This is a genomic window from Vreelandella lutescens (assembly GCF_014640815.1).
In the GTDB taxonomy this organism is placed as follows: domain Bacteria; phylum Pseudomonadota; class Gammaproteobacteria; order Pseudomonadales; family Halomonadaceae; genus Vreelandella; species Vreelandella lutescens.
In genome coordinates this window covers 38,924-63,315 of record NZ_BMHM01000002.1, presented here as the reverse complement: position 1 = coordinate 63,315, position 24,392 = coordinate 38,924, and the positions used below count along the sequence as shown (strand labels likewise).

Sequence of the window (24,392 nt, the reverse complement as noted above, 5' to 3'; positions counted from 1 at the left end):
CGTTAAGCAGAGTGAGCGTTGTCGCAACCTTAGGTCAAATCGGCGTCGCCATAGCCAAGCAGGTACAGCACGCCATCCAACCCCGCCACCGAGATCGCTTGACGGGCCTGTGCACGCACCAGCGGCTTAGCACGAAATGCTACGCCTAGACCCGCTGTCGCCAACATTTTCAAATCATTCGCACCATCGCCCACCGCCACCGTTTGCGCTAAGGCAACGCCTTCCCGCTCGGCAATCTGCTCAAGTAACGCGGCTTTACGCTCGGCATCGACGATGGGCTCCTGCACGGCTCCCGTCACTTTGCCGTGCTCAATCACCAGCTCGTTAGCATGGATCTCATCAAACCCAAGCCTCTCCTGCAAGTGGCGAGCAAAGTAGGTAAAGCCGCCGGACAAGATCACCGTCCGGAAGCCTAAACGCTTCAGGTTCGCCATCAGACGTTCAACGCCCTCCATTAACGGCAGCTCAGCAGCAATGCTGGACAGTACCGATTCATCCAAGCCTTCTAACTTGCTCATACGCTCTCGAAAGCTGGCTTTAAAGTCCAGTTCACCACGCATGGCACGCTCGGTGACCTCCGCCACCTCTTGGCCAACGCCGTGACGCCGCGCCAGCTCATCAATCACTTCAGCTTTAATCAGCGTGGAATCCATATCAAAACAGACCAAACGAGGCTGCTCTGCGCCACGGGCGGGCTGAATGACAAGATCCACACCCAGGCTTTCACTCAGTTCCAGCACGGCATGGCGCAGCGGTGTTAGCTCCTCGGGCGCGCCGCTGAGATGAAGTTCCATAACGTCAATGGCACTGTCACTCGCCCTCTCTGCCAATGGCTGGCGGCGCTCTTCCTGCAGGCCAAACTGCGCTATCAGCGCGGTGACTTTCGACTCAATGTCCGCCGTCAATTGCGGCGCTAATAGGGTTATCAGAACATCCCCGCGTGCCATCCGTTACTCCCCTGCTTCTAATCGATCAACTTTTTGGAAACCACGCGGTAGCTTGCTGCCACGCCTGCCACGTTCACCACGATAATACGCGAGATCGTCTGCTTTGAGGGTCAGCTTACGCTTACCCGCATGAATCAACAGCTCACCGCCTTCTGCGACCACGGTAATATCGCGTACAAACTCTTCGCGCCGTGCAGCCCGCGGGCCGGGGATATCGAGCATTTTATTGCCCTTGCCTTTGGCCATTTCCGGCAACTGATCCAGCGGGAACAGCAGTAAGCGACCTTCATTAGACACAGAGGCTACCCAAAGCCCTTCGCCCTCCGGAACCTCAATGGGTGGCATCACGCTGCAGCCTTTCGGCACGCTGAGCACGGCCTTACCGGCTTTATTCTTACCCGTTAGCGCCTCAAGCTGCGCAACGAACCCGTAGCCGCCGTCGCTGGCCAGCAGATAGCGCTTGGTGGGCGGTGCCAACATAAGCCCCGCCATTTGCGCGCCAGCCGCCACATTGACGCGGCCAGTCACTGGCTCGCCCTGCCCTCGGGCGCTGGGCAAATTATGTGCGGCGAGGGTATAGGCGCGGCCAGTATCGTCTAACAGCACCAGCGGCTGGTTGGTTTTGCCTCGGGCGGCAAGATGAAAACTATCCCCCGCTTTGTAGGAGAGCCCTTCGGGGTCGATGTCGTGGCCCTTAGCAGCACGAATCCAGCCTTTATCCGACAGCACGACGGTAATCGGGTCGGCACCTAGTAACTCAACGTCCGACAGCGCTTTAGACTCTGCACGCTCGACCAACGGAGAGCGGCGTTCATCGCCGTGCTCCTTGCCCGCCGCGCGGATCTCTTTTTCGATCAGCGTGGTGAGTTTAGCTTCGCTTCCCAGCAGGCCTTGCAAGGTTTTGCGCTCTTTCTCCAGCTCATCCTGCTCGCCGCGAATCTTCATCTCTTCCAGCTTGGCAAGATGACGCAGACGCAGCTCAAGAATCGCTTCCGCCTGTCGCTCGGTGAGGCCAAACGCCGCCATCAAGGCAGGTTTTGGCTCATCCTCTTCACGAATAATGCGGATCACTTCGTCAAGATCCAGATACGCCGTGAGCAGGCCTTCTAGAATATGCAGGCGGTCTTCGACCTTACCCAGCCGATGCTCTAAACGCCGACGCACGGTCGAACGCCGAAAACGCAGCCATTCACCTAGCATATCCGTCAGCGGCATCACACGTGGTCGGCCGTCCAGGCCAATCACGTTCATGTTCACTCGCACGTTCTTTTCCAGATCCGTGGTAGCAAACAGATGCGCCATCAGCGATTCAACGTCAATACGGTTTGAGCGTGGCTCAATGACCAGACGAGTCGGCTCTTCATGGGTCGATTCATCGCGCAGGTCGGCCACCATAGGCAGCTTTTTCGCCTGCATTTGCGCGGCAATCTGCTCCAGCACTTTGGCACCGCTGACCTGATAGGGCACCGCGGTAATCACGATATTGGCGTCTTCGCGCACGTAGCGAGCACGCAGCTTTACCGAACCACGCCCCGTTTCATAAAGCTTACGCAGGTCTGCTTTCGGCGTGATGATTTCTGCATCCGTCGGGAAATCCGGGGCAGGCACAAACGCCATCAAATCCGCCGTGGTGGCCTCAGGGTGTCGCAGCAAATGGCAAGTGGCTTCCACCACCTCCGAAACATTATGGGGTGGAATATCGGTGGCCATGCCAACGGCAATGCCCGTGCCGCCGTTGAGCAGCACATGGGGTAAGCGCGCAGGTAACACCACCGGCTCTTGCATGGTGCCATCGAAGTTAGGTGCCCACTCCACGGTACCCTGGCCCAGCTCACTGAGCAGCACGTCAGCAAACTTGGAGAGCTTGGCCTCGGTGTAGCGCATGGCGGCGAAAGACTTCGGGTCATCCGGGCTACCCCAGTTGCCCTGGCCATCCACCAGCGGGTAGCGATAGCTAAACGACTGCGCCATCAGCACCATGGCTTCATAGCAGGCGCTATCCCCGTGGGGGTGGAACTTACCCAGCACATCACCGACCGTACGTGCCGACTTTTTGTACTTGGCATTGGCGTGCAGTGCCAGCTCGCGCATGGCGTAAATAATCCGCCGCTGCACGGGTTTCATACCATCGCCAATGTTCGGCAATGCGCGGTCTAAAATGACGTACATCGAGTAGTCGAGGTACGCTTTTTCGGTGTAGTCGCGCAGGGATAGACGCTCGACGTCGCCCTCCGCTACCTGAATATCCATGGTCATCGGGGGTTATACCTCAACGTCTGCCAAGTTGCCGTAATCTTCCAGCCATTTCTTGCGATCACTGGCGCGCTTTTTGGCCAGCAGCATGTCCATCATTTCCAGCGTGCCGTCGCCCTCTTCCAGGGTGAGCTGCACCAAGCGGCGGGTCTCCACCGCCATGGTGGTTTCACGTAGCTGGAGCGGGCTCATTTCACCCAGGCCCTTGAAGCGCTGAACGTTAGGGGTACCGCGTTTTTTCGCCAGCTGTTTAAGCACGGCGGCTTTCTCGCTCTCGTCTAGGGCGTAGTGGACCTCTTTACCTAGATCGATGCGGTACAACGGCGGCATGGCCACATAGACATGGCCTGCATCCACCAAACTGGGGAAGTGCTTTACAAACAGCGCGCATAGAAGCGTCGCAATGTGTAAGCCGTCTGAGTCGGCGTCGGCCAGAATGCAGATTTTGTGATAGCGCAGCTTTTCAAGGTCGGCGCTGCCGGGGTCGGCTCCAATGGCCACGGCAATATCGTGGACTTCCTGAGAGCCGTAAATGTCGTGGGTTTCGACTTCCCAGGTATTCAGGATTTTACCGCGCAGCGGCAAGATAGCCTGGGTCTCGCGGTTTCGGGCCTGCTTGGCGCTGCCCCCCGCCGAGTCCCCTTCCACCAGAAACAGCTCACTCAGCGCGGGGTCTTGGCCGGAGCAGTCCGCCAGCTTGCCGGGCAGCGCGGGGCCAGACGTGACCTTTTTACGGGCGACCTTTTTCGACTTTTTCTGGCGCTGCTGGGCGGCGCTAATCACCATCTCCGCCAGCTGCTCGGCCTGCTCAATGTGATGATTCAGCCACAGTGAAAAGGCATCCTTCACCACGCCCGAGACAAACCCGGCAATGGTGCGCGAGGAAAGCCGCTCTTTCGTTTGGCCGGCAAACTGCGGGTCGAGCATTTTCACCGAGAGCACGAAGGAAGCGCGCTCCCATAAATCCTCGGCGGTGAGCTTGATGCCGCGAGGCAGCAGGCTGCGGTATTCACAGAATTCCCGCAGGGCGTCTAACAGCCCGGAACGAAAGCCGTTAACGTGGGTGCCGCCCTGGGGCGTAGGGATCAGGTTGACATAGCTCTCAAGCAGCGCCTCGCCACCTTCAGGCAGCCACTGAATGGCCCAGTCTACGCCGTGCTCGTCGTCACTAAAGTGGCCTACAAACGGCTCTTTGGGCAGTACTTCGTAACCATCGGTGGCTTCGGCCAGGTAGTCGCGCAGGCCATCGGCATAGGCCCATTCGGTTTTGGTGCCATCTGGTTCTACCAGCGTGACCGCTAAACCGGGGCAAAGCACCGCTTTGGCGCGCAAAAGATGTTTTAGCTTGGAAACTGCCAGCTTTGGGCTATCAAAGTAGCTCTCGTCAGGCCAAAAGCGTACTAACGTGCCGGTGGCGCGCTTGGCCGCTTTGCCGATTTCGTGCAGCTCTTCGACTTTATCGCCATGTTCAAAGGCGATGGCATGGCGGGCACCGTCGCGGGTTACTTCGACTTCCAAACGCCGTGACAACGCATTGACCACCGACACGCCCACGCCGTGCAGACCGCCAGAAAACCGGTAGCTTGAAGAGGAGAACTTACCGCCCGCGTGGAGTTTGGTCAGAATGAGTTCGACCCCTGACACGCCATGTTCCGGGTGTAGATCAATCGGCATGCCCCGGCCGTTATCCTGCACTTCAATGGCACCGTCACTATGGAGTACCACGCTGATGCTTGAAGCGTGCCCGGCGAGCGCCTCATCGACACTGTTGTCGATCACCTCTTGGGCGAGGTGGTTGGGTCGCGAGGTATCGGTGTACATTCCCGGACGCTTGCGCACCGGTTCAAGCCCTGACAGGACCTCGATAGAACTCGCGCCGTACTGGGAGGCATCAAACTGGGTCATGTAACGTCGGTTCCTGAAAAAACATACTGAACAAAAGCGTACTGTCGGCTTCAAACGGGGCCGTCACAGGACGGCCCCTTGGGTATTCTTAAGATGAGGCCGCTATGAAAAGCACACAGGATAGCGGAAAACCAAAAAGCTGTATATTCAGCCATATAAATTGGGAACACTACTCCTGCTCTGCGGCCCAAAAGGCTTCAATCAAGCCACGGCTAGAAGCGTCCATCCGGTTAAGGTCGCCTTCACCGTCAATAATCGCCTGGGTATCGGTGGCAATTTGCTTACCAAGCTCGACCCCCCACTGGTCAAAGGGGTTGATATCCCAAATCACCGCTTGCACGAATACTTTGTGCTCATACAGCGCTATCAGCGAGCCTAGGGTGGCGGGGGTGAGCTTATCGAGCAGCACCGTCGAAGAGGGTTGATTGCCCCGGTAGCGTTTGTGCTCGGGGCGCGGGCCATCTTCATCTAATGCATCGTCACCCAACATCAACACCCGGGACTGAGCAAAGCAGTTGGCCAACGCCAAGCGATGCTGCGCTTTCAAATGGCGGCGGGTATCCGGATTTTCGACCTCATCGTAACGCTTAAGCGGCGCGATAAAGTCGCACACTACCGGTTGGGTGCCCTGGTGAAGCAACTGATAAAACGCATGCTGGGCATTAGGGCCTAGCTGGCCCCACAGCACGGGGCAGGTGGAGTAGTTCACCGCTTGGCCCTGGCGGGTGACCGATTTGCCGTTGGACTCCATCTCCAGCTGCTCAAGGTAGGCGGCAAAATACTCAAGTCGCCCATCGTAGGGCAGAATCGAGTGGGCGCGAATATCCAGAAAATTCACGTTCCAGATGCCTGCCAAGCCCAGCAACACCGGCAAATTATCGTCTAGCGGCGCATCACGGAAGTGGCTATCCATGGCATGGGCACCCGCCAACAGCTCGCGGAAGTTTTCCATCCCAATCACTAGCGCAATCGGCAGACCAATCGTGCCCCACAAGGAGTAACGCCCCCCGACCCACTCCCAGAACATCAGCTGATGGTCGGGGGTAATCCCCCACTCGCTCATTTTTTCAGGGCTGGCGGATACGCCAATAAAGTGCTGGCGCACAATCAGCTCTGCGCTGATCGGTTTGGCATGGGGGCTGGCTTCCGGCAGGTCGGCGTGCTGCGTGAGCCGCCCAATCAGCCAGTCGCGGGCCGTGTTGGCGTTGGAGAGCGTATCAATGGTGGTGAACGACTTAGACGAGAGCACAAACAGCGTGTTTTCTGGATTGAATCGGCTGAGGTAGTCCGCCAGCTGTGAGCCATCCATGGTGGAGGCAAAATGGACTTCTACCGGGTGGATATCGCTGGGTCGATAGTCCGCCAGCGCATGGGTGACCATCAGCGGCCCTAAATCTGAGCCGCCCACGCCCAAGTTCACCACATGGCGAATGGGCTTGCCGGTCGCTCCACGCCACTGGCCCGCGTGCAGGCGCTGCACCAGCTGCTCCATTTGCGCCAAGCTGTCATGCACGGCCCCCACGATATCTTCACCCTCAACTTCCAGGTGGGCATCTGCGGGCAAACGCAGGGCGGTATGCAGCGCTGGGCGATTCTCGCTGACGTTCACTCGCTTACCGCTCAGCAGCGCTTGAATGGCTCCTGGCACGCCCGCTTCTTCTGCCAACGCCAGCAGGTGCTCTAGCGTATCGTCATCCCAACGCTGCTTGGAAAGATCGAGAGTGAGCCCCGCCACCTGCCGAGTAAACTGCTGCCAGCGGCCTGGATCATCACCAAACAAATTTTTTAAATGGACGTGCTTAAGCGCCTGAGCATGCTGCGTAAGCGTTTGCCAAGCGGGTAATGTATCGGGAGTTGCTGTTGCTGAAGCCATATGCCCTCTCCTGTGGCGTCGTTCCGTGAGACAGGAATCTGAATGGATCAGGCCTGTTCTGCGTTACCAAGGGCGCGTAAACTACGCAGCCTCATTAACCATCCTGGCTTGCCCATGAGTGATGCATCTTACCGCGACGCTATCTTTTCAACACCCCTAGACAAGGTGGCTAGGTTCTCCTTTGATGAACAGGTGGTCGCGTGCTTCCCCGATATGATTCGCCGCTCGGTGCCCGGCTACGGCCAAATCCTGGGTATGCTGAGCCTGATTGCCAAACGCCATCTGCGCCACGGCGCCCATGTTTATGATCTGGGCTGCTCGCTGGGCGCATCCGGCCTCGCGTTGGCAGGCGCGCTGCCCGCCGACGCGTTTCGCTATACCGGTATTGATCTTTCACCGGCCATGGCTACCCGAGCAAAACAGACCTTTCTTGATGAGTGCCCCGATCACGCCATGCAGGTGGAAGAAGCCGATATTCGTACCTACGAGTATGCGCCTTCGGGGATGATCATTCTCAACTTTACGCTGCAGTTTCTGCCCCCGGCAGATCGTGATGCGCTGCTCAAGCGGCTTTTTGATGCGCTCGAGCCCGGCGGTGTGCTGATTTTGTCGGAAAAAACCATCGATGCCGACGAGCGCGACAACGCTTGGCGGGTCGAACGCTATCACGACTTCAAGCGTGCCAATGGCTACAGCGACATGGAGATCAGCCAAAAGCGCACCGCGCTTGAGAACGTGCTGATTCCTGACACGCTGGATGCCCTGCACGAGCGCTTGTCGCTGGCGGGCTTTCCCCGTTCCATGACCTGGTTCCAGTACCTGAACTTCACTTCGCTGATCGCTTTTAAGGAGGGTTAAGGTGGCGCTACTCCCAAACGATCACCGAGTGCTGTATCAGGCGTTTTTAGATCAGGCCACGCAGGATGCCTCGCTAACGCCCTGGCTTGCCAAACTGCCCGAGCAGCTTGCAAACGGGCTAGACCGCCAGCGCCACGGCGACCTTTCCGCCTGGGAAAAGGCCGTGGCCAAGCTGCCACCACTGCCGGAACAGCGCCGCGTGGATCTGAATAGCGATACGCTGACGGTTGAACTCGACCTCACCGACAGCCAGCAGCGCCAGTGTTTTAACCTACTGCGCAAGCTGGCACCTTGGCGTAAAGGGCCGTTTAGCCTGGGTGGTATCGAAATCGATACCGAGTGGCGCTCTGACTGGAAATGGCAGCGTGTCTCCCCGCATCTTGCGCCGTTGAAGTACCGTAAAGTGCTGGATGTAGGCGGCGGCAGCGGCTACCACGCTTGGCGAATGGCGGGTGCAGGCGCTGCTTTTGTGCTGGTGATCGACCCTTCACCGCGCTTTTACTGGCAGTTTCAGGCGGTGCGCCACTTTGTCGGCAACGCCGATGAAGGTCGCACACAGTTTCTGCCGGTGGGCATTGAAGACGTACCCGAGAACCTGGGCTTTTTTGATACGGTGTTCTCCATGGGCGTGCTGTACCACCGCCCTTCGCCCCTTGAGCACCTGCAGCAGCTAAAAGGCGCGCTGGCTCCCGGTGGAGAACTAGTGCTGGAAACCCTGGTGGTAGAAGGCGATGAGCAAACCGTGTTTGTGCCCGGTGAACGCTACGCGGCAATGCCAAATGTCTACTTTCTGCCCTCTTCCAAAGCGCTGTGCCACTGGCTGGAGCGCTGTGGCTTCACCAACGTCCGCGTGGTGGATGAGGCCGTCACCACCTTGGATGAGCAGCGCTCTACTGAGTGGATGACGTACCAGTCATTGGCCGACTTCCTAGACCCAGAAGACCGCACCCGGACGATTGAAGGCTACCCCGCCCCTCGCCGCGCGGTGATTTTGGCCAATAAGCCGGAAGCGTCAGTGGCAACCGCCTAGGTCTTAAAATCAGCGCCTTAAAATCACCAGCCAGCGGCCGAGGTTCATCACGCTGGCCAACGAGGCGGCCACATAGGTAAACGCACAGGCGGTGAGTACGTGGCGTGCACCGGCCATATCGGCGGGCGGCACGTACTCTTTTAGCAGCGGCAGCGCGCGGTTGAAGCTGGCGTCAAACTCCACCGGCAGCGTGACGAGATGCACCAGCGCCGCCGTGCCAAAGCTAATCACCGCCATGATGATAATCATCGCAAGCCCACCGGGCAGCCGTGTGAGCACAAACAAAAACGGCGCGGCCATCATCAAAATAGCCCCCAGCTTTTCGGCTTTTTGCGCCACCTGCACCAAGCGGCTACGGGCCAGCAGCGGCGCGTAACCTTCATGGTGCTGAATAGCGTGGCCCACTTCGTGTGCTGCCACGGTGACGGCGGTTAGCGAACGACCATCGTAGTGATCAGGCGTTAAGCGCACACAGCGAGCTTCAGGGTCGTAGTGGTCGCCGTGTTCAGTACGCTCCACCCGCACGCCCTCCACGCCCATCCGGCGCAGCAGGTGTTCGGCCAATTCCGCACCGGTGCCTGGGTAGTCGTCACGACCTCGGGTATGGCGCTTTAACACCCATTTCGCCCATAGGTTGGGCAGCACAAAAATGGCTAGCGCCATGACAATCAAGAGAATCAACATCGTAACACCGGGACCCTGCCAGTTAGGAAGAGGTAAACGCGAGAGGAGAACCCGCTAAAAGGCCACCTGTATTTAATCAATAAGGTGACCTTTTGAATGGCGTTTAGTTTTACCACGAATGGCCCAATTTCGCAGCTTAGGCGGGCTCGTTACGATGGGCTTCCACGTCACGCTGAACCGCTTGCAAACCGCGTGCTGAGATATCGCCTTTGGCATGGGCATGCTCTGCCATCAAAATGCTATCGGCGGCCAGCACCAGCTCACACTCGGTATGGGCTAGTTCATCACGCAGACGCTGAATGGCGGATTCTCGCTGCGGGTCGCTGTCGACGCGGCGAATGTAAATCGCCTTAATACGATCCGGATAGGCCTTCACCACCTCAGTGTAAACCTCGGGGTCGTGCTGGCCGCTATCGCCAATCAAAATGCAGGGCATGTCATCGTACAGCGCGAGCATGCGATCAATCAGATCCCGTTTGTGCGCTTCTGCACGGCGCGGCCAAGGCTTGCGCCAGGAGATCCCCCATTCTCGCAAGAACAGAATAGGCCCCACCGGAATACGGTTGAGCTGAAAGAACGTTTCCAGCATTTCATAAATAGCCCAGGGGCCACGCGACACATACAGAATGGGCCGTTCAGCTTTATCCGTGTGGCCGCGATAAAGCGCCTGATACAGCGATGCTACGCCAGGAAAGGCCGTTCGACGATGGGGCTTACGCACAAACAGCCGATAGAGCATTTTCAGTTTTTCAGCCACGCCGGTAAACATGACCGTGTCATCAATATCACTGATCACCAATAGGTCTGCTTCCGGAGGAGGCACATACACTTCCACACTCGTGCGCACGGGCGGATGCCCTTTCGCGTGTACTAAGATATCGGCGCGATGCCAGGAAACATCGACAGGTAAAGACGTCGAGATGGGGATATGAGCATCAAAGTAGCCATCGCGGTCGGTGGTCATGCAGAGCTCGTTATCGCCCACGCGGACTTCCACTTTGGCGTCGGCCAGCCCGCGACGAAAAATGCGCCGGGCCACGTCGGCCGTATCACGCAGCATGCCCCGTCGGGGAATGGCGCGGCCGAGAGCCGCTTGGCGGAACACTCGACCCATGACGAATATCTCTCGTTGCGAACCGTAACCACGATAAGGATGCACCATCATCCCGCTGCGGCCACTGTCCCGCTTCATCGGTTTGGCAACAACATGGGCAAGCCTTTTGGCAAAGCTTGCCCACTGGTGATACCACGCCATTAAGCGTGCTGACCTGAATGACGCCCTTCCTGCAGCTCTTCTAGCAGCTTGGCGTTAAAGGCATCCAGGTCTTTGGGAGTGCGGCTGGTCACGAGGCCGTTATCAACCATTACCGGCTCATCGACCCAGTTGACCCCCGCATTGCGCAGGTCTTGGGCGACGCTCGGCACCGAGGTCATCTTGCGCCCTTTTACCACGCCGGCGTTGATCAAAATCCACGGCGCGTGGCAAATAGCGGCTACGGGTTTACCCGCCCGGAAGAACGCTTTCACAAAGCTAAGAGCGTTTTCGTTCAGGCGCAGTTCGTCAGGGTTAAACAGGCCGCCGGGGAGCACTAAGGCGTGATAGTCAGAGGCGTTAGCATCTGCCAAGGCTTTATCGGCCTCGTAGGTGTCGCCCCAATCGGTTTCTGCCCAAGCGCGAATGCCCTTACCTTCTGGTGAGATCACGTGTACCTCAACGCCCTCTTTTTGCAGCGCCGCGCGGGGAACGCTCAACTCAGACTCTTCAAAACCGTCGGTGGCTAAAATAGCAACACGTTTACCGTTCAGTGCTTGATTCATCATGCTCTCCTTTTCGTGATGATCTTGTCGTGATGATCTTGTCGTGATGAAGTGACATCTACAACGCCTCTCCAGTTTGGCGCATCTTATACAATCGTCAAGCGTAGAGACCGAATCGCACCCGTCACGATGCGCCTAGGCGTTGTACAATACACGGCCTAGCTGGCTCACATTGTACCCCCTCAGCGTGCTGGCACGCTGTACAAAACGGGGCTCTCGGGCAAACTCAAACAGCGCTTGAACGGCAGGCTCAAAATAGCTGCGCCGGTGCATCACCACATCGAACGACTCTTCTATTAGCGGGATGAAATCAAGCTGCTGGCGCAGTGCCGCAGCCTCCATGCCCAGCCCCACATCGGCTTCGCCTTGGGCAATGGCCAGCGCTAAATCGTCTTCGCTGAGCGCAGGATGAGCCGCCCAGTTTAGCGTATCAAGCGCTATATCGGCCTGCTGTAGAAAGCAGTGCAGCAGTTGAGCTGCCCCCGCCCCCGGCTGACGATGTGCGAGCGTCGCGCCGTGCTTGGCAATATCTCTCACTGAACGAATGCCCAGCGGGTTGCCAGCGGCCACTAACAGCCCCTGACGGCGCGTAGCCCAGTGCAGCACGATCAGGTCACGAACGCCCCCTAACCCTAGCGATGCCGGTTCGTTGTAGCGCCCTGAGGCCGCATTGAGCAGGTGAATGCCTGCCAACATCGCCTTGCCTTCCAGCAAGCGTCTTATGCCATCGCCACTGCCATGACATAACGAGGCCAAGTCACTCCCGCTCTCTCTCACTGCCCACTCCAAGAGCGGGTCCTGGCTGCCTGCTAGCACCGATGGAGGCGGCACCCGCTGTGCTTGGTCCCCCTCTAAATGGCTAAGCACCCACATATCGATATGCTGCCGAGGGAACAGCAGCTTCCCTGTCGCGCGGCTGCAGGGGATATGGCCTTGGCGCACCAGATCGTAGACCTTGCGCTCTTTCAAGCGCAGGTAATCAGCGACCTCTGCAGTGGTTAAGTACTCGTTCGACATGGTCACTCTGCATTTTTATGCGTATGGCTGCATATATTTCAGCAGCCAGTGCATAACTGCAAGTTTACGTACACTATGCCGCCTATCTTTAGGCGTTGTGGAAACGTTGGCGCGACCCCACAACTGTTCATGACCCTATGTCAGGTGCTTATGTCTGCAAGTGATAACCCTTTTTATACCGCGCTCGCGCTGATTCTCGGAATAGATTCAGGCTTGTTCGACATCGTAGCGCTCTCACTGCAGGTGTCTCTGATCGCCGTGCTGATCGCCAGCGCCTTGGCACTACCCGTAGGTGCGGCACTGGCGTTATGGCGTTTCCCCGGCCGTAACGCGCTTATTGTGGCCCTCAATGCATTGATGGGCCTACCCCCGGTGGTTGCCGGGCTGTGTGTCTATTTGCTGCTTTCTCGCGCAGGGCCGCTGGGCAGTTTCGGGCTGCTCTTCACCCCCACTGCCATGGTAGTCGCCCAGGTAATTTTAGTATTTCCTATCATCGCAGCACTCACACGGCAGCAGGTAGAAGCGCTGCACAGTGAGTACGCCGAACAGCTACGCTCGCTGGGTTTGAGCCAGCTACGTATGATGCCCACCTTGCTTTGGGATGCCCGCTTTGGGCTACTCACGGTGATTTTGGCGGGCTTTGGCCGCGCCAGCGCCGAGGTGGGTGCTGTGATGATTGTGGGCGGCAACATTGATGGCGTGACCCGTGTGATGACCACCAGCATTGTGCTGGAAACCAGCAAAGGCAACCTGCCGTTGGCGCTGGGCTTGGGCATCATCTTGCTTACCCTCGTCACGCTGATTAATGCCCTGGCGCATCTCGTGAGTGAAGCCGCGAAGAGGCGACTAGGATGAACGCACCCCTCAAGACGCTCTCGCACTCACCAGTAGGGCAGCACTCCTTATCCAGCGTGCCTGCCCTGCACTTTCAGCAAGCAAGCTTTGAGCATCGCGGCCACGCCCTGTTAACACCCACAACGCTCACGCTATCCGGCTGCCAGCGCACGCTGATTATGGGCCCCAACGGCGCAGGCAAAAGCCTGTTGATGCGTTTGGCACACGGGCTGCTTCGCCCCAGCAGCGGCCACGTTCGCTGGGAAGGCACGCCCCCGGTGCAAGCCATGGTCTTTCAGCGGCCGGTACTGCTGCGCCGCTCGGCCATCGACAACCTAATCTATGCCTTAGCCGTGCAGCGCGTGCCACGCCGAGAGCGCAAGGCGCTCGCTCTCCAGGCGTTAGAAAAATTTGGTTTGGCCTCCCTTGCCAAGCGCCCTGCCAGAGTGCTGTCTGGCGGCGAGCAGCAGCGCCTAACGCTAGCCCGCGCATGGCTGTTAAAGCCCGCCGTGCTGTTTTTGGATGAGCCGACTTCCGCCCTCGACCCTGCGGCCATTAAAGCCGTGGAAGAGGCGGTGAATGAGTTCCATCACAACGGCACGCGCATCGTGATGACGACCCACGATCTTCATCAGGCCAAGCGCCTGGCCGATGACGTGCTGTTTATGTACAGCGGACAGGTGTTGGAACACACCCCCGCCGAGCGCTTTTTCGACACCCCGGCCTCATCACAGGCCAGGGCGTTTATCCGGGGCGAGCTGGTGTGGTAAGCCCTAGCAGCGTTGAAGTATATCCAAAGGAGCAGACCGTGAAAAAAACCACCGCGCTGATCACCGCCAGTGTATGCACCACCGCGCTTACCTTTAGCGCCTCCCTACTGGCGGATGACAACTTCATTACGCTGGCCTCCACCACCTCCACCGAAAACTCTGGCTTGTTTGGTGCCATTATCCCCACGTTTACCGAGGCCACCGGTATCGACGTGCGCGTAGTGGCGGTCGGCACCGGCCAAGCGTTTGAAATTGCCCGCCGTGGCGATGCCGACAGCCTGCTGGTACACGATACGACGGGCGAAGAGCAGTTTGTCGCGGATGGCTATGCCAGCGAACGTTTAGACGTGATGTATAACGACTTCGTGATTGTTGGCCCCAGCGACGACCCGGCGGGCATCCGCGAGAGCGAAAGCGTGTCCGATGCCTTTGCACTGATTGCCGAAAGCGAATCGCCATTTGCCTCACGCGGTGATGACAGCGGCACAAATCGCGCCGAGCTGCGCTTGTGGGAAGATGCGGGTGTCACGCCACAAGGTGCATGGTACCGCGAGCTGGGCAGCGGCATGGGCCCCACGCTGAACACCGCCGCGGGCATGAATGCCTATACCTTCACCGACCGCGCCACCTGGGCCGCCTTTGAGAACCCGCAAGACTTAACGCTGCTGTTTGAAGGCGATGAAGCGCTGTTTAATCAGTACGGCAGCCTGCTGCTGTCGGAAGAGCAGCATCCGCATCTAAAGCATGCGTTAGCCGCCCAGTGGCATGAGTGGCTAGTCTCTGAAGAGGGCCAGCAAGCGATTGCTGATTTTGAGGTAGGCGGTCAACCGCTGTTTTTTCCTAACGCCAAATAATGCTATCTCCCAATAAACCTATCGCCAAAGCGCCAGCCCGCTGTTACCGGGCTGGCGCTTTATCATCAACGGCTTAGCTTTCGATCCACATCTTTTCGACCGAGCGGGTGGCCACTTCTCCCGGCACATCGACATAACCCCGCACGTTGGTGCGATTGGCCGAAATCGAATCCATATAGAGCGGCGCCACGGTGCTGCCTTCCTGCTGATACAACACCTGAATGTCGTGATACATCTGACGCCGCGTGGCCTCATCCTGCTCGCCGCGGGCCGCCACAATCAGTTGGTCCAATTGCTCATTGGCCCAGCGCGCTTCGTTCCACGGCGCATTCGACAGATTCACCATCGAGAGATAAGCGTCGGCCGTCGGGCGGCTAGACCAACCCGAGGCGCAGAACTCATGCTGACGCCACACTTCCGACCAGTAGCCATCCGCAGGCACGCGGTTGACCTCCAACGGTATCCCCGCACGCTGGGCCGACTGCTGATAAAGCTCTGCGGCCGAGACCGCGCCTTCAAAGGTCGCCCCGTCGGCGGTGCTTAACCGAATGGGCCTATCCACGCCCGACTTACGCCAGTGATGCAGCGCTTTATCCGGGTCGAAGGCATGGCTAGGCAGGTCGTTAGTGAAATACGGATTGCTGGGGAACAGCGGCGAGTCGTTGCCCACCTGGCCATACCCCTGCACCAGCAAATTCAGCAGCTGCTCTCGGTCGAGGGCGTGCTTCATCGCTAGGCGAACATCCATATTATTGAACGGCGCACGGTCAGCCAAACCGGGAAAGGTCACCTGGAAACTTCCCACGTTGCGATTAATCGTGAGCGATGACGCGCTTTCCAAACGGCTCACAATGCTGGGCGTTACCCGGTTAACAAAATGCACCGAGCCGCTCATCAGCGCGGCCACTCGCGCAGTTGCATCGTTAAAGGCGCGGGTTTCGACGCTATCAACGAAGGCGCGATCCGACTTCCAGTAGTTGTCGTTGCGCTTAACCAGGGTACGCACCCCAGGTTCAAAGCTTTCCAGCACGAAAGGCCCCGTGCCAATACCGTCATCGAAATTCGCACCGGCCGGGGTAATGGCAAAGTTCACCTCTCCCAGCAGAGACGGTAAATCCATGTTGGGGGCGGAGAGCGTCATGACCACTTCATGGCTGCCACGGGCGGTCAGCTCGGTGATCTGCTCCATATAGCCTTTCACCGCCGACGGCGAATCTTCGGCACGATGATGGTTGAGCGAGTACACCACATCGTCGGCGGTAAGGGTTTTGCCGTTATGGAAGGTCACACCCTGGCGCAGCGTAAACACCCACTGCGTCGCGTCACTCGTCTCCCAAGACTCTGCCAGCCCAGGCGCGAGCGTGCCGTCATCATTGAGTTCCGTCAGCGTATTAAACAGCTGCCGCCCCACGTGGTACATGTACTGCTCGAAGTAGTAGGCGGGGTCTAAGCGGTCGCTGCTGGAAGCGTTATCAATCGCTAAAATCAGATGCCCGCCGCGCTGAGGCGTCCCCTCCTGAGCACTTGCCCAGCGTGGCAGTAAAAGCCCGCCCAAGGCGCTGGCAGAGACAGACAGTGCCGCCGACTGCTGTAAAAACTGACGCCGTGTAACGCCTGCTATGCGCCGCTCAACGGGCGCTTTACTTCGTTTCGTCATGCTGGTGACTCACCCTGTGGAATCAATCCTGTGGAACCAATCCTGTGAAACCAATGCACAAAACGCTCTTAACCGCGCACCGCTTCTGCCAGCTTGGCAATATGCTCTGGCCCAATGCCGCAGCAGCCGCCAATCATGGTGGCCCCTGCCGCCTGCCAGCGCTGGGCGAAGGCCGCATAGGCGTCTGGCCCCAGGTCATCGCGCATATCGCTAACGCCGGAGTTCGCTGCGATGCGATTCGTTTGGGGCACAAAGCTGTTGGCGTAGACCCCTAGGCGCAGCGTTGCGTCTTGGGCGGCCACCGCTGCCTGCGCTTGGGAAAGCGCCTCTTCCATCACTTCAGCCTGGCTGCAGTTAAACAGCAGCGCTTCACCGCCCGCTTCCAGCACCGCAGCAACGGCCTCTTCAATACGCTCACCGGAGCGCAGTGCGCAGGGCAGTTCGTCATTTTCATCGGCGTCTTTCAGCGTGAACGAGAACCAGCGCGGGCGAGTGTCGTTACCCAGTGCGCTGGCAACGGCTAGCGCTTCTTCCGTGGCGCTCAGTGTCTCGGCTAGCCACACGTCTACGTAAGGCGCTTGGCCTTCAATTAGCGTGGACAGCAGTTCCGGCGCGCGCTTGGCATCAAAGAGCTCCGGCTGATAAGAGCCAAACAGCGGCGGGAGCGAGCCCGCGACGGTCACCGCTTGCCCGGCCACGCTGTCACGGGCAAGCTTGCCCGCCAGCGTGGCAAGCGCCAGGCCGCGTTCCGCAAAGCTCTCCTCGCCGATATGAAACGGCACCACGGAATAGGCATTGGTAGTGATCACCTCGGCACCGGCTTGAATAAATGCCTGATGTGCCTGGGTCACACACTCGGGGGCTTCCATCAGTGCCAGCGCCGACCACTCTGGCTGACGGAAAGGCGCACCCAGCCGTTTTAGCTCACGTCCTAAGCCACCGTCTAAAAGGGTTAACATCGACTCTCGCTCCTTGGTGTCTCGATCACCTGTGTCTGGATCCCTAGTGTCTCGATTCAGCGTTACCTAAAAATTGACGCCGCAGGGCGGCGTCAAAGTGTGTCGTTTTATTTATAAGCGCTAGCGGCCCAGCAGTGAACCGATATCTTTCGCTTCCCAGTGCGGGAAGTGCTTACGCACCAGCGCGTTCAAATCACGCTCGAAGGCGGCCCAATCAGTCGTGGTGGCCTGCTCCCGGGCGTTAGCGACGCCACGAATCATGCCCGCTCCCACCGTCACGTTGGTGAGGCGATCAATCACAATAAAGCTACCGGTGCCCGGGCTGGTGCGATAATCATCGACCGGAATAGAGGCGGTCAACTCAACCTCACAGCGAGCGATGGCATTGAGCCCGAGGGAATCGGTGGCATGCTTTTCCAGCGTATTGACATCAATCTGATACTCAATGGCGCTGACCTGCCCTGCCAAGTCACGTGTGGCGAGCTTGATGTCGTAGAGCTTGCCCAGTGTCAGAGCGTCTTCGTGCATCCACACGATGTCGGCGCTAAACACGTTCGAGAGTGGGATGTCAGCATCCGCGCTCACGATCCAGTCGCCACGGGAGATATCAATCTCATCTTCTAACGTGACGGTAATCGCCTGCCCTGGGTAGGCGGCGTCTAAATCACCATCAAAGGTGACCACGCGTGCCACGCGGGACGTTTTACCGGAAGGCAGCGCCTTCACCGCTTGCCCTGGGCGTAGGACACCGGCCGAGAGCGTGCCGCAGTAGCCGCGAAAATCCAGGTTGGGGCGGTTCACATACTGAACCGGCAAACGCAGATCAGTGAGGTTTTGGTCGCGGCTAATTTCGACGCTTTCCAGCAGTTCAATCAGCGTTTTGCCTTCATACCCCTGGTGATCACCAAAGTACCAGGGCGTTTGCTCGCTGGGGTTCACCACGTTGTCGCCGTTCAGCGCCGACATGGGCACGAAGCGGATATCCGGGGCCTGCAGGTTCGTCGCAAACGCGCGATACTCGTCCACAATCTCGTTAAAGCGCGCTTCTGAGAAGCCGACCAGATCCATCTTATTGACCGCAATCACCAGGTGCTGAATGCCGAGCAAATCGGCAATGAAGCTGTGGCGGCGGGTTTGGGTCTGCACGCCGTAACGGGCATCAATCAGAATGATCGCCAGGCTTGCGGTAGAAGCACCGGTGGCCATGTTGCGGGTGTACTGCTCATGCCCCGGGGTATCGGCAATAATGAACTTACGCTTTTCCGTCGAGAAGAAGCGGTAAGCCACATCGATAGTAATGCCCTGCTCGCGCTCTGACTGCAAGCCATCTACCAACAGGGCCAGATCAACTGCATCACCGGTGGTGCCGCTGGTTTTAGAAGCCTTGGTAATCGCTGCCAACTGATCTTCAAAGATCATTTTGGAGTCGTGAAGCAGCCGCCCAATCAGGGTGGATTTACCGTCATCGACACTGCCGCAGGTAATAAAGCGCAGCAGGTCTTTGTTTTCGTGCTCGTGCAGGTATTGCTCGATGTTATCGGCAATTAACGTTGACTGGTGCGCCATTAGAAATACCCCTCACGCTTTTTCTTCTCCATGGAACCGGCCTGATCGTGGTCGATGGCACGGCCGCTGCGTTCGCTGGTTTTGGTCAGCAGCATCTCTTGGATGATGTCCGGCAGCGTGGCAGCCGTGGACTCCACCGCGCCTGTGAGCGGATAGCAGCCCAAAGTTCTAAAACGCACCCACTTCTCCTCCGGCACCTCGCCTGGAGCCAGCGGCAGGCGGTCGTCATCCACCATAATCTGCATGCCGTCGCGCTCAACCACCGGGCGCTTGGCGGAGTAGTACAGCGGTACAATCGGAATCGACTCAAGGTAGATGTATTGCCAGATATCCAGCTCGGTCCAGTTGGAAAGCGGGAACACGCGAATCGATTCGCCTTTATTGACCTTGGCGTTATACACGTTCCACAGCTCAGGACGCTGATTTTTAGGGTCCCAGCGGTGGTACTTATCGCGGAAGGAGTAGACGCGCTCTTTGGCACGAGAGGCTTCTTCATCACGGCGCGCACCGCCAAAGGCAGCGTCAAAGCCGTACTTATCCAGCGCCTGCTTGAGCGCCTGGGTTTTCATGATATCGGTGTACTTCGCGCTACCGTGATCAAAGGGGTTGATGTTGGCTGCCCGCCCCTCTTCATTGGTGTGCACAATCAGCTCCATGCCCGCCTCTTCCGCCATACGGTTGCGGAAAGCGATCATTTCGCGGAATTTCCAGGTGGTGTCCACGTGCATCAGCGGGAACGGCGGCGTACCGGGATAAAACGCTTTTCGCGCCAGGTGCAGCATCACCGAGGAGTCTTTACCGATGGAGTACATCATCACCGGGTTGCGAAACTCTGCCGCCACTTCCCGAATGATGTGGATCGATTCAGCTTCGAGCTGCTTCAGGTGGGTCAGTCGGGCGGCGTCAGGTGCGGTGGGCACCTGTTGCGTCGCTGCCGACGGCGCAGAAAACTGGTTCATTACCTACTCCCTCACAAAACGGTGCTTGCTTTTATCGAAGCGGCTTTTCAATAAAGCCTTTGCAAACATGAACTGCCGCCCAGCGGATAAACCGCAAAGCGGGCATTTGTGGGTAGGGTAACGCTAGGTCAATAATAACCCAAAAGAATTAATAACTATCTTTTTAGATCGATAGCGCCTAAAAAGCGATTAGACGATCACTCGCTCAATCCAGGTCTGCCACTCGTGGCCGCTGAAATCGACCACGCGATAGCCAGGGCGCGACGCTTCATCAATGGCAAAGGCGTCAGCACCTGGCAAAAACTGATCCGCCATGGCAGGGCAACCGTAAACGCCAATATCGGTGCCCGCTGCCTGATGATGCTGGGCATAGGCTTGGTGGGCATGGCCAAACAGAATGATTTTTACTTGGGGGTAAGCGCTGAGTAGCTGCCAAAAGGCGTCGCGGTCTTGCAAGCCAATCGCATCCATCCAGGCGGCACCTACGTCTACCGGCGGGTGGTGCATGGCAATCAGGGTGGGTCGGTCGTCTTGCTCCAGCTGTTCTGCCAGCGCACTCAAAGCATCGCTCCCCAGCTCGCCGTGTGGCTTGCCCGCTACCTGGGTATTGAGCAGTAGCAAACGCCACTGCTCCAAATCCACTTCGTTTAGCAGCGGATGTTCGGCGGCCATCAGCTCTGGCTGGTCATGGTTGCCAGGAATCCAAAACCACGGGCATGGCAGCGTTGAGAGCGCGTCTCCAGCATGGGCGTAGGAGGCAGCGGTTTCATCCTGACTGATATCCCCTGTAAAGACGACGATATCGGGCCGCTCCGCCGCCACCGCTTCCAGCACGCGCTGAAACTGCTGCCAGGGAATCCCTGCACGGGAGTGCGCCCGCTTGTCAGCATGTAAGTGTGAATCGGTAATTTGAATAAGCCGCATCCACCTAGCTCCCTAGACCTGGCATGATTGTCTGTGCGTTATTAACAGCGGTGTTTAACGTAATTCCGGCATATCAACGGCATGGCCGTGCGCTAGCCCATGGGCAAGCCACTCCCCCAAAAAGCAGTTGAGCTGCAGCTTTTCATCAGGCTGATGCATGCGCGCATTAGGGTAGCGGTAGCGGCCGCTAAAATGGCGCTCCCGCTGAAAATCGATGACTTCTGCCATGCGCACATCGTGGTAGAGATGCACGCGCATACGCGGCCCCTCGATAACGGCATCCAGTGGCCCGCTCTGGGTGACTTCTACCAGGGTGGTATAGGGTGCTTCCTGCAGAATCGCTAAATGCAGGTCACCAAAGTGCTGGTGATCGCTGCGCAGTGCGATATCACGGCGCTGACCGCTCTCCATATCCCCTACTAAGCGCAGCAGGCGCACATAATTTGCGCTGCATTCGCCCTGCAGGGTTTTTAAATCGGTGACATAGGCGGCTCTTGCCATGATGACTCCTTACTGGGTTCGCTTGGCGTCAGTATTTGAAAGGGCGGCGCGTTGAGAGGCGGCGCGCAGCGATGCCCGCTGCCCTGCCAGCCAATGCAGTCCAATCAAAGACATGGCGTTGTCGAGTCTTCCCTGCTCTAGGAGTTCCCAAGCGGTGGTGAACGTTACAATATGCACGCGAATATCTTCGTGCTCATCCTCTACCCCATACACACCGCCTAAGCCATGAGTATCCACTAACCCGCAAAAGAGCGTCACACGTTCGTTGCAGGCACCGGGGCTTGGGTAGTAGGTATGCAGCTTGGTTAATTGCCCTACTTGGCAACCCGCCTCTTCCATGGCTTCTCGACGGGCAACGTCTTCCAGCGACTCGTCTTTATCGGCGAGGCCTGCCACGAACTCTAATTTCCAAGGGGATGTGGGGTCGTCAATGGCGCCGGCACGAAATTGCTCAATTAGCACCAGCGCATCACGGCTAGGGTCGTAAAGCAGCACGCCCACCGCATCAAAGCGATTATGCACTTCTCGGCGCATGGTGGCGCTCCAGCCACCTTCAAACAGCCGGTGGCGCAGCTCCAGTGCTTCTAGCCGAAAGAAGCCTTGATAGAGGGTGTCGCGTTGGATGAGTTCAACATCATCACGACCAAGCGTAGGGCCCATAAGGCACTCCCGATGATAACAATCGTACTATTATCAATGCTGGCCACCGGGAATGCCAATGCGGTGATTAACCGCGGGATTCAACTTTGCGGGTCAATCAACGCGCTATTTAGAGCTGACCTAACAGCGCTTGTGCGTCGCGGCGCAGCGCCTCATCTGACATCTGGCGATTGTCACGTGCCGTTCCATTCACCGCGCGCTGAGCATGCTCGCGAGCCGCTTGAGTATTGCCTTCCTCTTTTAGGAACGCCGCGTAGTAGTAGTTCACATCAATGCCATCGGGGCGAAGCTCCAGCGCCCGCTGGAACATACGTTCGGCGGTATCGCTGTTACCAAACCCCAGCGGGCGGCCTGGGGCACGGTCATAGAGCGCGCCTAAAGTGACATAAGCAGAGCCGTTGCCACCAGCAGGGTCTATTTCAATGGCACGCTCTAACACGTCGCGGGCATCACCAGCAGTGCCTAAAGCACCTAAACCGCCACGCTCACGAGCATAAGAGGCCAGCACAATACCTTGCCAAATCAGTACCTCGGCCTCATTAGGATGCTGACGCGCCAGCTGCTCAGCTTCACTGGCGAGTGCCTTAAGTGTCTCTTCACGCTGGTTGGCAGGCATCTCAGTGACCGTATGTTCCCAACGGTTCTTCAGCGAGAAGACCTCTCCTTCAAATGCCGAGGCATTGAGGGGGGCCAGCGCCAGCGTACTGCCAAGGGCTGCGGCGATAAGTAAGCGAGAAAATGGAATAGCGCGCATAGTCACTCCAGGTTTGTTGTTGTCACGGCTTTCGTTGTAAGTCTGATCAAGCCAAACATCGGCTTACTTAGACAATGTAACGAACGTTTGAATGATTCGCCAGAGAATCGCACCTTTGTTATCAATTGCTCCTGTAGCGTAAGCTTAATGCCTTCCAGGAGAGCCCTTTAGGAGAGCATTCGCCCATGAAAGGTCGCAACATGACCCGCTGGCGGGATCCGGCCAAAGATCCTCGCCAAGCACCTAAAAGTAATTTGATTACTGCAGAAGGTGCCGCCCGTCTGCGCGGCATTTTGGATCATCTTTCGCGGATAAAACGCCCGGAGCTTTCCGCGAAAGTGGGCGAAGCCGCCGCCCTTGGCGACCGCAGCGAAAACGCGGATTACACCTACAACAAGAAAGAGCTAAACCGGGTGATTGCGCGCATCCGCTACTTAACCAAGCGCCTGGATGAGCTACAGGTGGTGGATCGCCTGCCCGCCAATACCGATAAAATCTTTTTTGGCGCACACGTAAGCTTGGAAGATGAAGAGGGAGAAGCGCTGAATATTCGCATCGTGGGCCATGATGAGCTCGATACCCAAAAGCGCTGGATTAGCATTGATGCCCCCATGGCAAAGGCGCTTCTAGGCAAGGAAGTCGGTGACGACGTCACGGTACTCACACCCAATGGCGATACGTTTTACACCGTGACGGCGATTCACTATGGCAAATCCGCTGCGCATTAACGGATCAGCCGCCTCGCTTTGAGGAGCTCTCATGCTGACCCTGCCTCATCGGCTTATTCTTCCTCTAACGCGTAGTCAATCGTGGTAACAACACGAATACGCTTAATATGCGGCGTGTAGCTATCCAGATCTTCAATGGAAAAGTAGCCCTGGGTGGCCTGCCGAATGCCCCCAACGCCGCTGCCCGAGTCCTCTGCAAACTGCTGCGCGGCGTTACGGGCATCGGCCGTGGCTGCAGCAATCATTTCCGGCTTGATGGCATCCAGGCCAGTAAACAGAAATTCGGTGCGGTACTCGTAGCTGGGCGACAGCAGCACACCTTGGCGCACTAATGCCGTGGCCTCTGGCACGGCCGCAATCACACCATTTACGTTATCCGTGCGTAGCAGCAGCGTGGCCTCGGCACGATAGCGCTCATCGGGCCGCTCTCCCCCGTAGGTTTGACTGAACTGGTCGGTAATTCGAGGCGGCGTGACGCTGACCTGTGCAGCATCAAAACCACGCGCTTCCAAAAAATCGCGAATAAGCTGCTCGTGCTGGGATAGCTGCCCTTCAAGATCCGTGAGCGTATTCGCATTGACCGTATAATTCAGCGGCCACAGCACCATATCCGCGTCAACTTGGCGCTCAGCTAATCCGCGCACCGTTACGCTGCGTGAAGATTGCTGCCACACTTCTGCCGCGCTTTTGACATAGCTTCCACTCCACGCCAACCCCAGTGCTAACAGCCCACCCAGTAGCAGTGCCCCACCTAACACCGCCGTACTGCGACTATTGCTTGTCATCGTCCATGCCTCGCTGAATCCAGCCGCCACACAGCGCGACTGTCATTATCTCGCTT

The 24,392-nt window shown here is 57.8% G+C and carries 23 protein-coding genes; 6 read left to right on the top strand and 17 right to left on the bottom strand.

Annotated elements, in window-relative coordinates:
* Positions 1-29: 29 nt before the first annotated feature.
* The 4 genes from serB to pgi form a co-directional block, all read right to left on the bottom strand.
* Complete coding sequence (serB, locus tag IEW65_RS04550; RefSeq protein WP_188638328.1) at positions 30-947, bottom strand: phosphoserine phosphatase SerB; 918 nt, start codon at positions 945-947, stop codon at positions 30-32.
* 3 nt (positions 948-950) lie between these two features.
* Positions 951-3,203, bottom strand: a complete 2,253-nt coding sequence (parC, locus tag IEW65_RS04545) for a DNA topoisomerase IV subunit A (RefSeq protein WP_188638327.1) — start codon at positions 3,201-3,203, stop codon at positions 951-953.
* 6 nt (positions 3,204-3,209) lie between these two features.
* Positions 3,210-5,105, bottom strand: coding sequence for a DNA topoisomerase IV subunit B (parE, locus tag IEW65_RS04540; RefSeq protein WP_188638326.1), 1,896 nt, complete (start codon positions 5,103-5,105; stop codon positions 3,210-3,212).
* 169 nt (positions 5,106-5,274) lie between these two features.
* Positions 5,275-6,978 carry a glucose-6-phosphate isomerase gene (gene pgi, locus IEW65_RS04535; RefSeq protein WP_188638325.1) on the bottom strand — a complete coding sequence of 568 codons (1,704 nt, stop codon included), beginning with the start codon at positions 6,976-6,978 and terminating at the stop codon, positions 5,275-5,277.
* 114 nt (positions 6,979-7,092) lie between these two features.
* On the opposite strand from pgi, the gene cmoA reads away from it, so the two are divergent.
* Together cmoA and cmoB are read left to right on the top strand one after the other, a co-directional pair.
* Positions 7,093-7,836, top strand: a complete 744-nt coding sequence (gene cmoA / locus IEW65_RS04530) for a carboxy-S-adenosyl-L-methionine synthase CmoA (protein ID WP_188638324.1) — start codon at positions 7,093-7,095, stop codon at positions 7,834-7,836.
* Between the two features lies 1 nt (position 7,837).
* Complete coding sequence (cmoB, locus tag IEW65_RS04525) at positions 7,838-8,866, top strand: tRNA 5-methoxyuridine(34)/uridine 5-oxyacetic acid(34) synthase CmoB (protein WP_188638323.1); 1,029 nt, start codon at positions 7,838-7,840, stop codon at positions 8,864-8,866.
* A 9-nt stretch (positions 8,867-8,875) separates the two neighbouring features.
* On the opposite strand, the gene IEW65_RS04520 is transcribed toward cmoB, so the two are convergent.
* The 4 genes from IEW65_RS04520 to IEW65_RS04505 form a co-directional block, all read right to left on the bottom strand.
* Complete coding sequence (locus tag IEW65_RS04520) at positions 8,876-9,550, bottom strand: zinc metallopeptidase (RefSeq protein ID WP_188638322.1); 675 nt, start codon at positions 9,548-9,550, stop codon at positions 8,876-8,878.
* Positions 9,551-9,686: 136 nt separating this feature from the next.
* Positions 9,687-10,805: an App1 family protein gene (locus tag IEW65_RS04515; protein WP_188638321.1), complete on the bottom strand. Its 1,119-nt coding sequence runs from the start codon at positions 10,803-10,805 to the stop codon at positions 9,687-9,689.
* Positions 10,805-11,368 carry a type 1 glutamine amidotransferase domain-containing protein gene (locus IEW65_RS04510; protein ID WP_188638320.1) on the bottom strand — a complete coding sequence of 188 codons (564 nt, stop codon included), beginning with the start codon at positions 11,366-11,368 and terminating at the stop codon, positions 10,805-10,807. The genes IEW65_RS04515 and IEW65_RS04510 overlap by 1 nt, the downstream gene beginning before the upstream one ends.
* A 135-nt stretch (positions 11,369-11,503) precedes the next feature.
* On the bottom strand, positions 11,504-12,385 hold the full coding sequence (locus IEW65_RS04505; protein WP_188638319.1) for a helix-turn-helix transcriptional regulator: 882 nt from the start codon (positions 12,383-12,385) through the stop codon (positions 11,504-11,506).
* Between the two features lie 150 nt (positions 12,386-12,535).
* On the opposite strand from IEW65_RS04505, the gene IEW65_RS04500 reads away from it, so the two are divergent.
* Genes IEW65_RS04500 through IEW65_RS04490 form a run of 3 tightly spaced genes read left to right on the top strand, consistent with a single transcriptional unit; the run spans position 12,536 to position 14,843 of the window.
* Positions 12,536-13,240, top strand: a complete 705-nt coding sequence (locus IEW65_RS04500) for an ABC transporter permease (protein WP_188638318.1) — start codon at positions 12,536-12,538, stop codon at positions 13,238-13,240.
* Positions 13,237-13,989: an ATP-binding cassette domain-containing protein gene (locus tag IEW65_RS04495; protein ID WP_188638317.1), complete on the top strand. Its 753-nt coding sequence runs from the start codon at positions 13,237-13,239 to the stop codon at positions 13,987-13,989. The genes IEW65_RS04500 and IEW65_RS04495 overlap by 4 nt, the downstream gene beginning before the upstream one ends.
* A gap of 38 nt (positions 13,990-14,027) precedes the next feature.
* Positions 14,028-14,843, top strand: a complete 816-nt coding sequence (locus IEW65_RS04490; protein WP_188638316.1) for an ABC transporter substrate-binding protein — start codon at positions 14,028-14,030, stop codon at positions 14,841-14,843.
* A 73-nt stretch (positions 14,844-14,916) separates the two neighbouring features.
* Here IEW65_RS04490 and IEW65_RS04485 read toward each other — a convergent pair whose 3' ends face one another.
* The 8 genes from IEW65_RS04485 to IEW65_RS04450 all read right to left on the bottom strand — a co-directional run bounded on the left by IEW65_RS04485 (position 14,917) and on the right by IEW65_RS04450 (position 22,823).
* On the bottom strand, positions 14,917-16,500 hold the full coding sequence (locus tag IEW65_RS04485) for an ABC transporter substrate-binding protein (RefSeq protein ID WP_188638315.1): 1,584 nt from the start codon (positions 16,498-16,500) through the stop codon (positions 14,917-14,919).
* A 68-nt stretch (positions 16,501-16,568) separates the two neighbouring features.
* Complete coding sequence (locus IEW65_RS04480) at positions 16,569-17,459, bottom strand: homocysteine S-methyltransferase family protein (RefSeq protein ID WP_188638314.1); 891 nt, start codon at positions 17,457-17,459, stop codon at positions 16,569-16,571.
* Between the two features lie 120 nt (positions 17,460-17,579).
* Positions 17,580-19,025 carry a sulfate adenylyltransferase subunit CysN gene (gene cysN, locus IEW65_RS04475; RefSeq protein WP_188638313.1) on the bottom strand — a complete coding sequence of 482 codons (1,446 nt, stop codon included), beginning with the start codon at positions 19,023-19,025 and terminating at the stop codon, positions 17,580-17,582.
* Positions 19,025-19,984, bottom strand: coding sequence for a sulfate adenylyltransferase subunit CysD (gene cysD / locus IEW65_RS04470; RefSeq protein WP_188638312.1), 960 nt, complete (start codon positions 19,982-19,984; stop codon positions 19,025-19,027). The genes cysN and cysD overlap by 1 nt, the downstream gene beginning before the upstream one ends.
* A 189-nt stretch (positions 19,985-20,173) precedes the next feature.
* Positions 20,174-20,908, bottom strand: a complete 735-nt coding sequence (locus tag IEW65_RS04465) for a phosphodiesterase (RefSeq protein WP_188638311.1) — start codon at positions 20,906-20,908, stop codon at positions 20,174-20,176.
* Positions 20,909-20,962: 54 nt separating this feature from the next.
* A complete protein-coding gene (locus IEW65_RS04460; protein WP_188638310.1) occupies positions 20,963-21,409 on the bottom strand; it encodes a DUF1249 domain-containing protein in 447 nt (148 codons plus the stop codon).
* A gap of 9 nt (positions 21,410-21,418) precedes the next feature.
* Entirely contained in the window at positions 21,419-22,069 is a 651-nt protein-coding gene (locus IEW65_RS04455; RefSeq protein ID WP_188638309.1) for an NUDIX domain-containing protein, read from the bottom strand.
* 109 nt (positions 22,070-22,178) lie between these two features.
* On the bottom strand, positions 22,179-22,823 hold the full coding sequence (locus IEW65_RS04450) for a TRAP transporter TatT component family protein (protein WP_188638308.1): 645 nt from the start codon (positions 22,821-22,823) through the stop codon (positions 22,179-22,181).
* Positions 22,824-23,008: 185 nt separating this feature from the next.
* Here IEW65_RS04450 and greB point away from each other — a divergent pair, with 185 nt between their 5' ends.
* Positions 23,009-23,551 (top strand): transcription elongation factor GreB, encoded by a 543-nt coding sequence (gene greB, locus IEW65_RS04445; protein ID WP_188638307.1) that lies wholly within the window; start codon positions 23,009-23,011, stop codon positions 23,549-23,551.
* Positions 23,552-23,604: 53 nt separating this feature from the next.
* On the opposite strand, the gene IEW65_RS04440 is transcribed toward greB, so the two are convergent.
* Positions 23,605-24,336 carry an SIMPL domain-containing protein gene (locus tag IEW65_RS04440; RefSeq protein ID WP_188638306.1) on the bottom strand — a complete coding sequence of 244 codons (732 nt, stop codon included), beginning with the start codon at positions 24,334-24,336 and terminating at the stop codon, positions 23,605-23,607.
* Between the last annotated feature and the right edge of the window lie 56 nt (positions 24,337-24,392).

Coding starts and splice junctions, on each gene's coding strand:
- IEW65_RS04500 (WP_188638318.1), top strand. CDS start 12,536: ATGTCTGCAAGTGATAACCCTTTTTATACCGCGCTCGCGCTGATTCTC.
- IEW65_RS04460 (WP_188638310.1), bottom strand. CDS start 21,409: ATGGCAAGAGCCGCCTATGTCACCGATTTAAAAACCCTGCAGGGCGAA.
- IEW65_RS04505 (WP_188638319.1), bottom strand. CDS start 12,385: ATGTCGAACGAGTACTTAACCACTGCAGAGGTCGCTGATTACCTGCGC.
- serB (WP_188638328.1), bottom strand. CDS start 947: ATGGCACGCGGGGATGTTCTGATAACCCTATTAGCGCCGCAATTGACG.
- greB (WP_188638307.1), top strand. CDS start 23,009: ATGAAAGGTCGCAACATGACCCGCTGGCGGGATCCGGCCAAAGATCCT.
- parE (WP_188638326.1), bottom strand. CDS start 5,105: ATGACCCAGTTTGATGCCTCCCAGTACGGCGCGAGTTCTATCGAGGTC.
- IEW65_RS04465 (WP_188638311.1), bottom strand. CDS start 20,908: ATGCGGCTTATTCAAATTACCGATTCACACTTACATGCTGACAAGCGG.
- IEW65_RS04440 (WP_188638306.1), bottom strand. CDS start 24,336: ATGACAAGCAATAGTCGCAGTACGGCGGTGTTAGGTGGGGCACTGCTA.
- IEW65_RS04495 (WP_188638317.1), top strand. CDS start 13,237: ATGAACGCACCCCTCAAGACGCTCTCGCACTCACCAGTAGGGCAGCAC.
- cysD (WP_188638312.1), bottom strand. CDS start 19,984: ATGAACCAGTTTTCTGCGCCGTCGGCAGCGACGCAACAGGTGCCCACC.
- cysN (WP_188638313.1), bottom strand. CDS start 19,025: ATGGCGCACCAGTCAACGTTAATTGCCGATAACATCGAGCAATACCTG.
- IEW65_RS04450 (WP_188638308.1), bottom strand. CDS start 22,823: ATGCGCGCTATTCCATTTTCTCGCTTACTTATCGCCGCAGCCCTTGGC.
- IEW65_RS04515 (WP_188638321.1), bottom strand. CDS start 10,805: ATGGCGTGGTATCACCAGTGGGCAAGCTTTGCCAAAAGGCTTGCCCAT.
- pgi (WP_188638325.1), bottom strand. CDS start 6,978: ATGGCTTCAGCAACAGCAACTCCCGATACATTACCCGCTTGGCAAACG.
- IEW65_RS04485 (WP_188638315.1), bottom strand. CDS start 16,500: ATGACGAAACGAAGTAAAGCGCCCGTTGAGCGGCGCATAGCAGGCGTT.
- cmoA (WP_188638324.1), top strand. CDS start 7,093: ATGAGTGATGCATCTTACCGCGACGCTATCTTTTCAACACCCCTAGAC.
- parC (WP_188638327.1), bottom strand. CDS start 3,203: ATGACCATGGATATTCAGGTAGCGGAGGGCGACGTCGAGCGTCTATCC.
- IEW65_RS04480 (WP_188638314.1), bottom strand. CDS start 17,459: ATGTTAACCCTTTTAGACGGTGGCTTAGGACGTGAGCTAAAACGGCTG.
- IEW65_RS04510 (WP_188638320.1), bottom strand. CDS start 11,368: ATGAATCAAGCACTGAACGGTAAACGTGTTGCTATTTTAGCCACCGAC.
- IEW65_RS04520 (WP_188638322.1), bottom strand. CDS start 9,550: ATGTTGATTCTCTTGATTGTCATGGCGCTAGCCATTTTTGTGCTGCCC.
- IEW65_RS04455 (WP_188638309.1), bottom strand. CDS start 22,069: ATGGGCCCTACGCTTGGTCGTGATGATGTTGAACTCATCCAACGCGAC.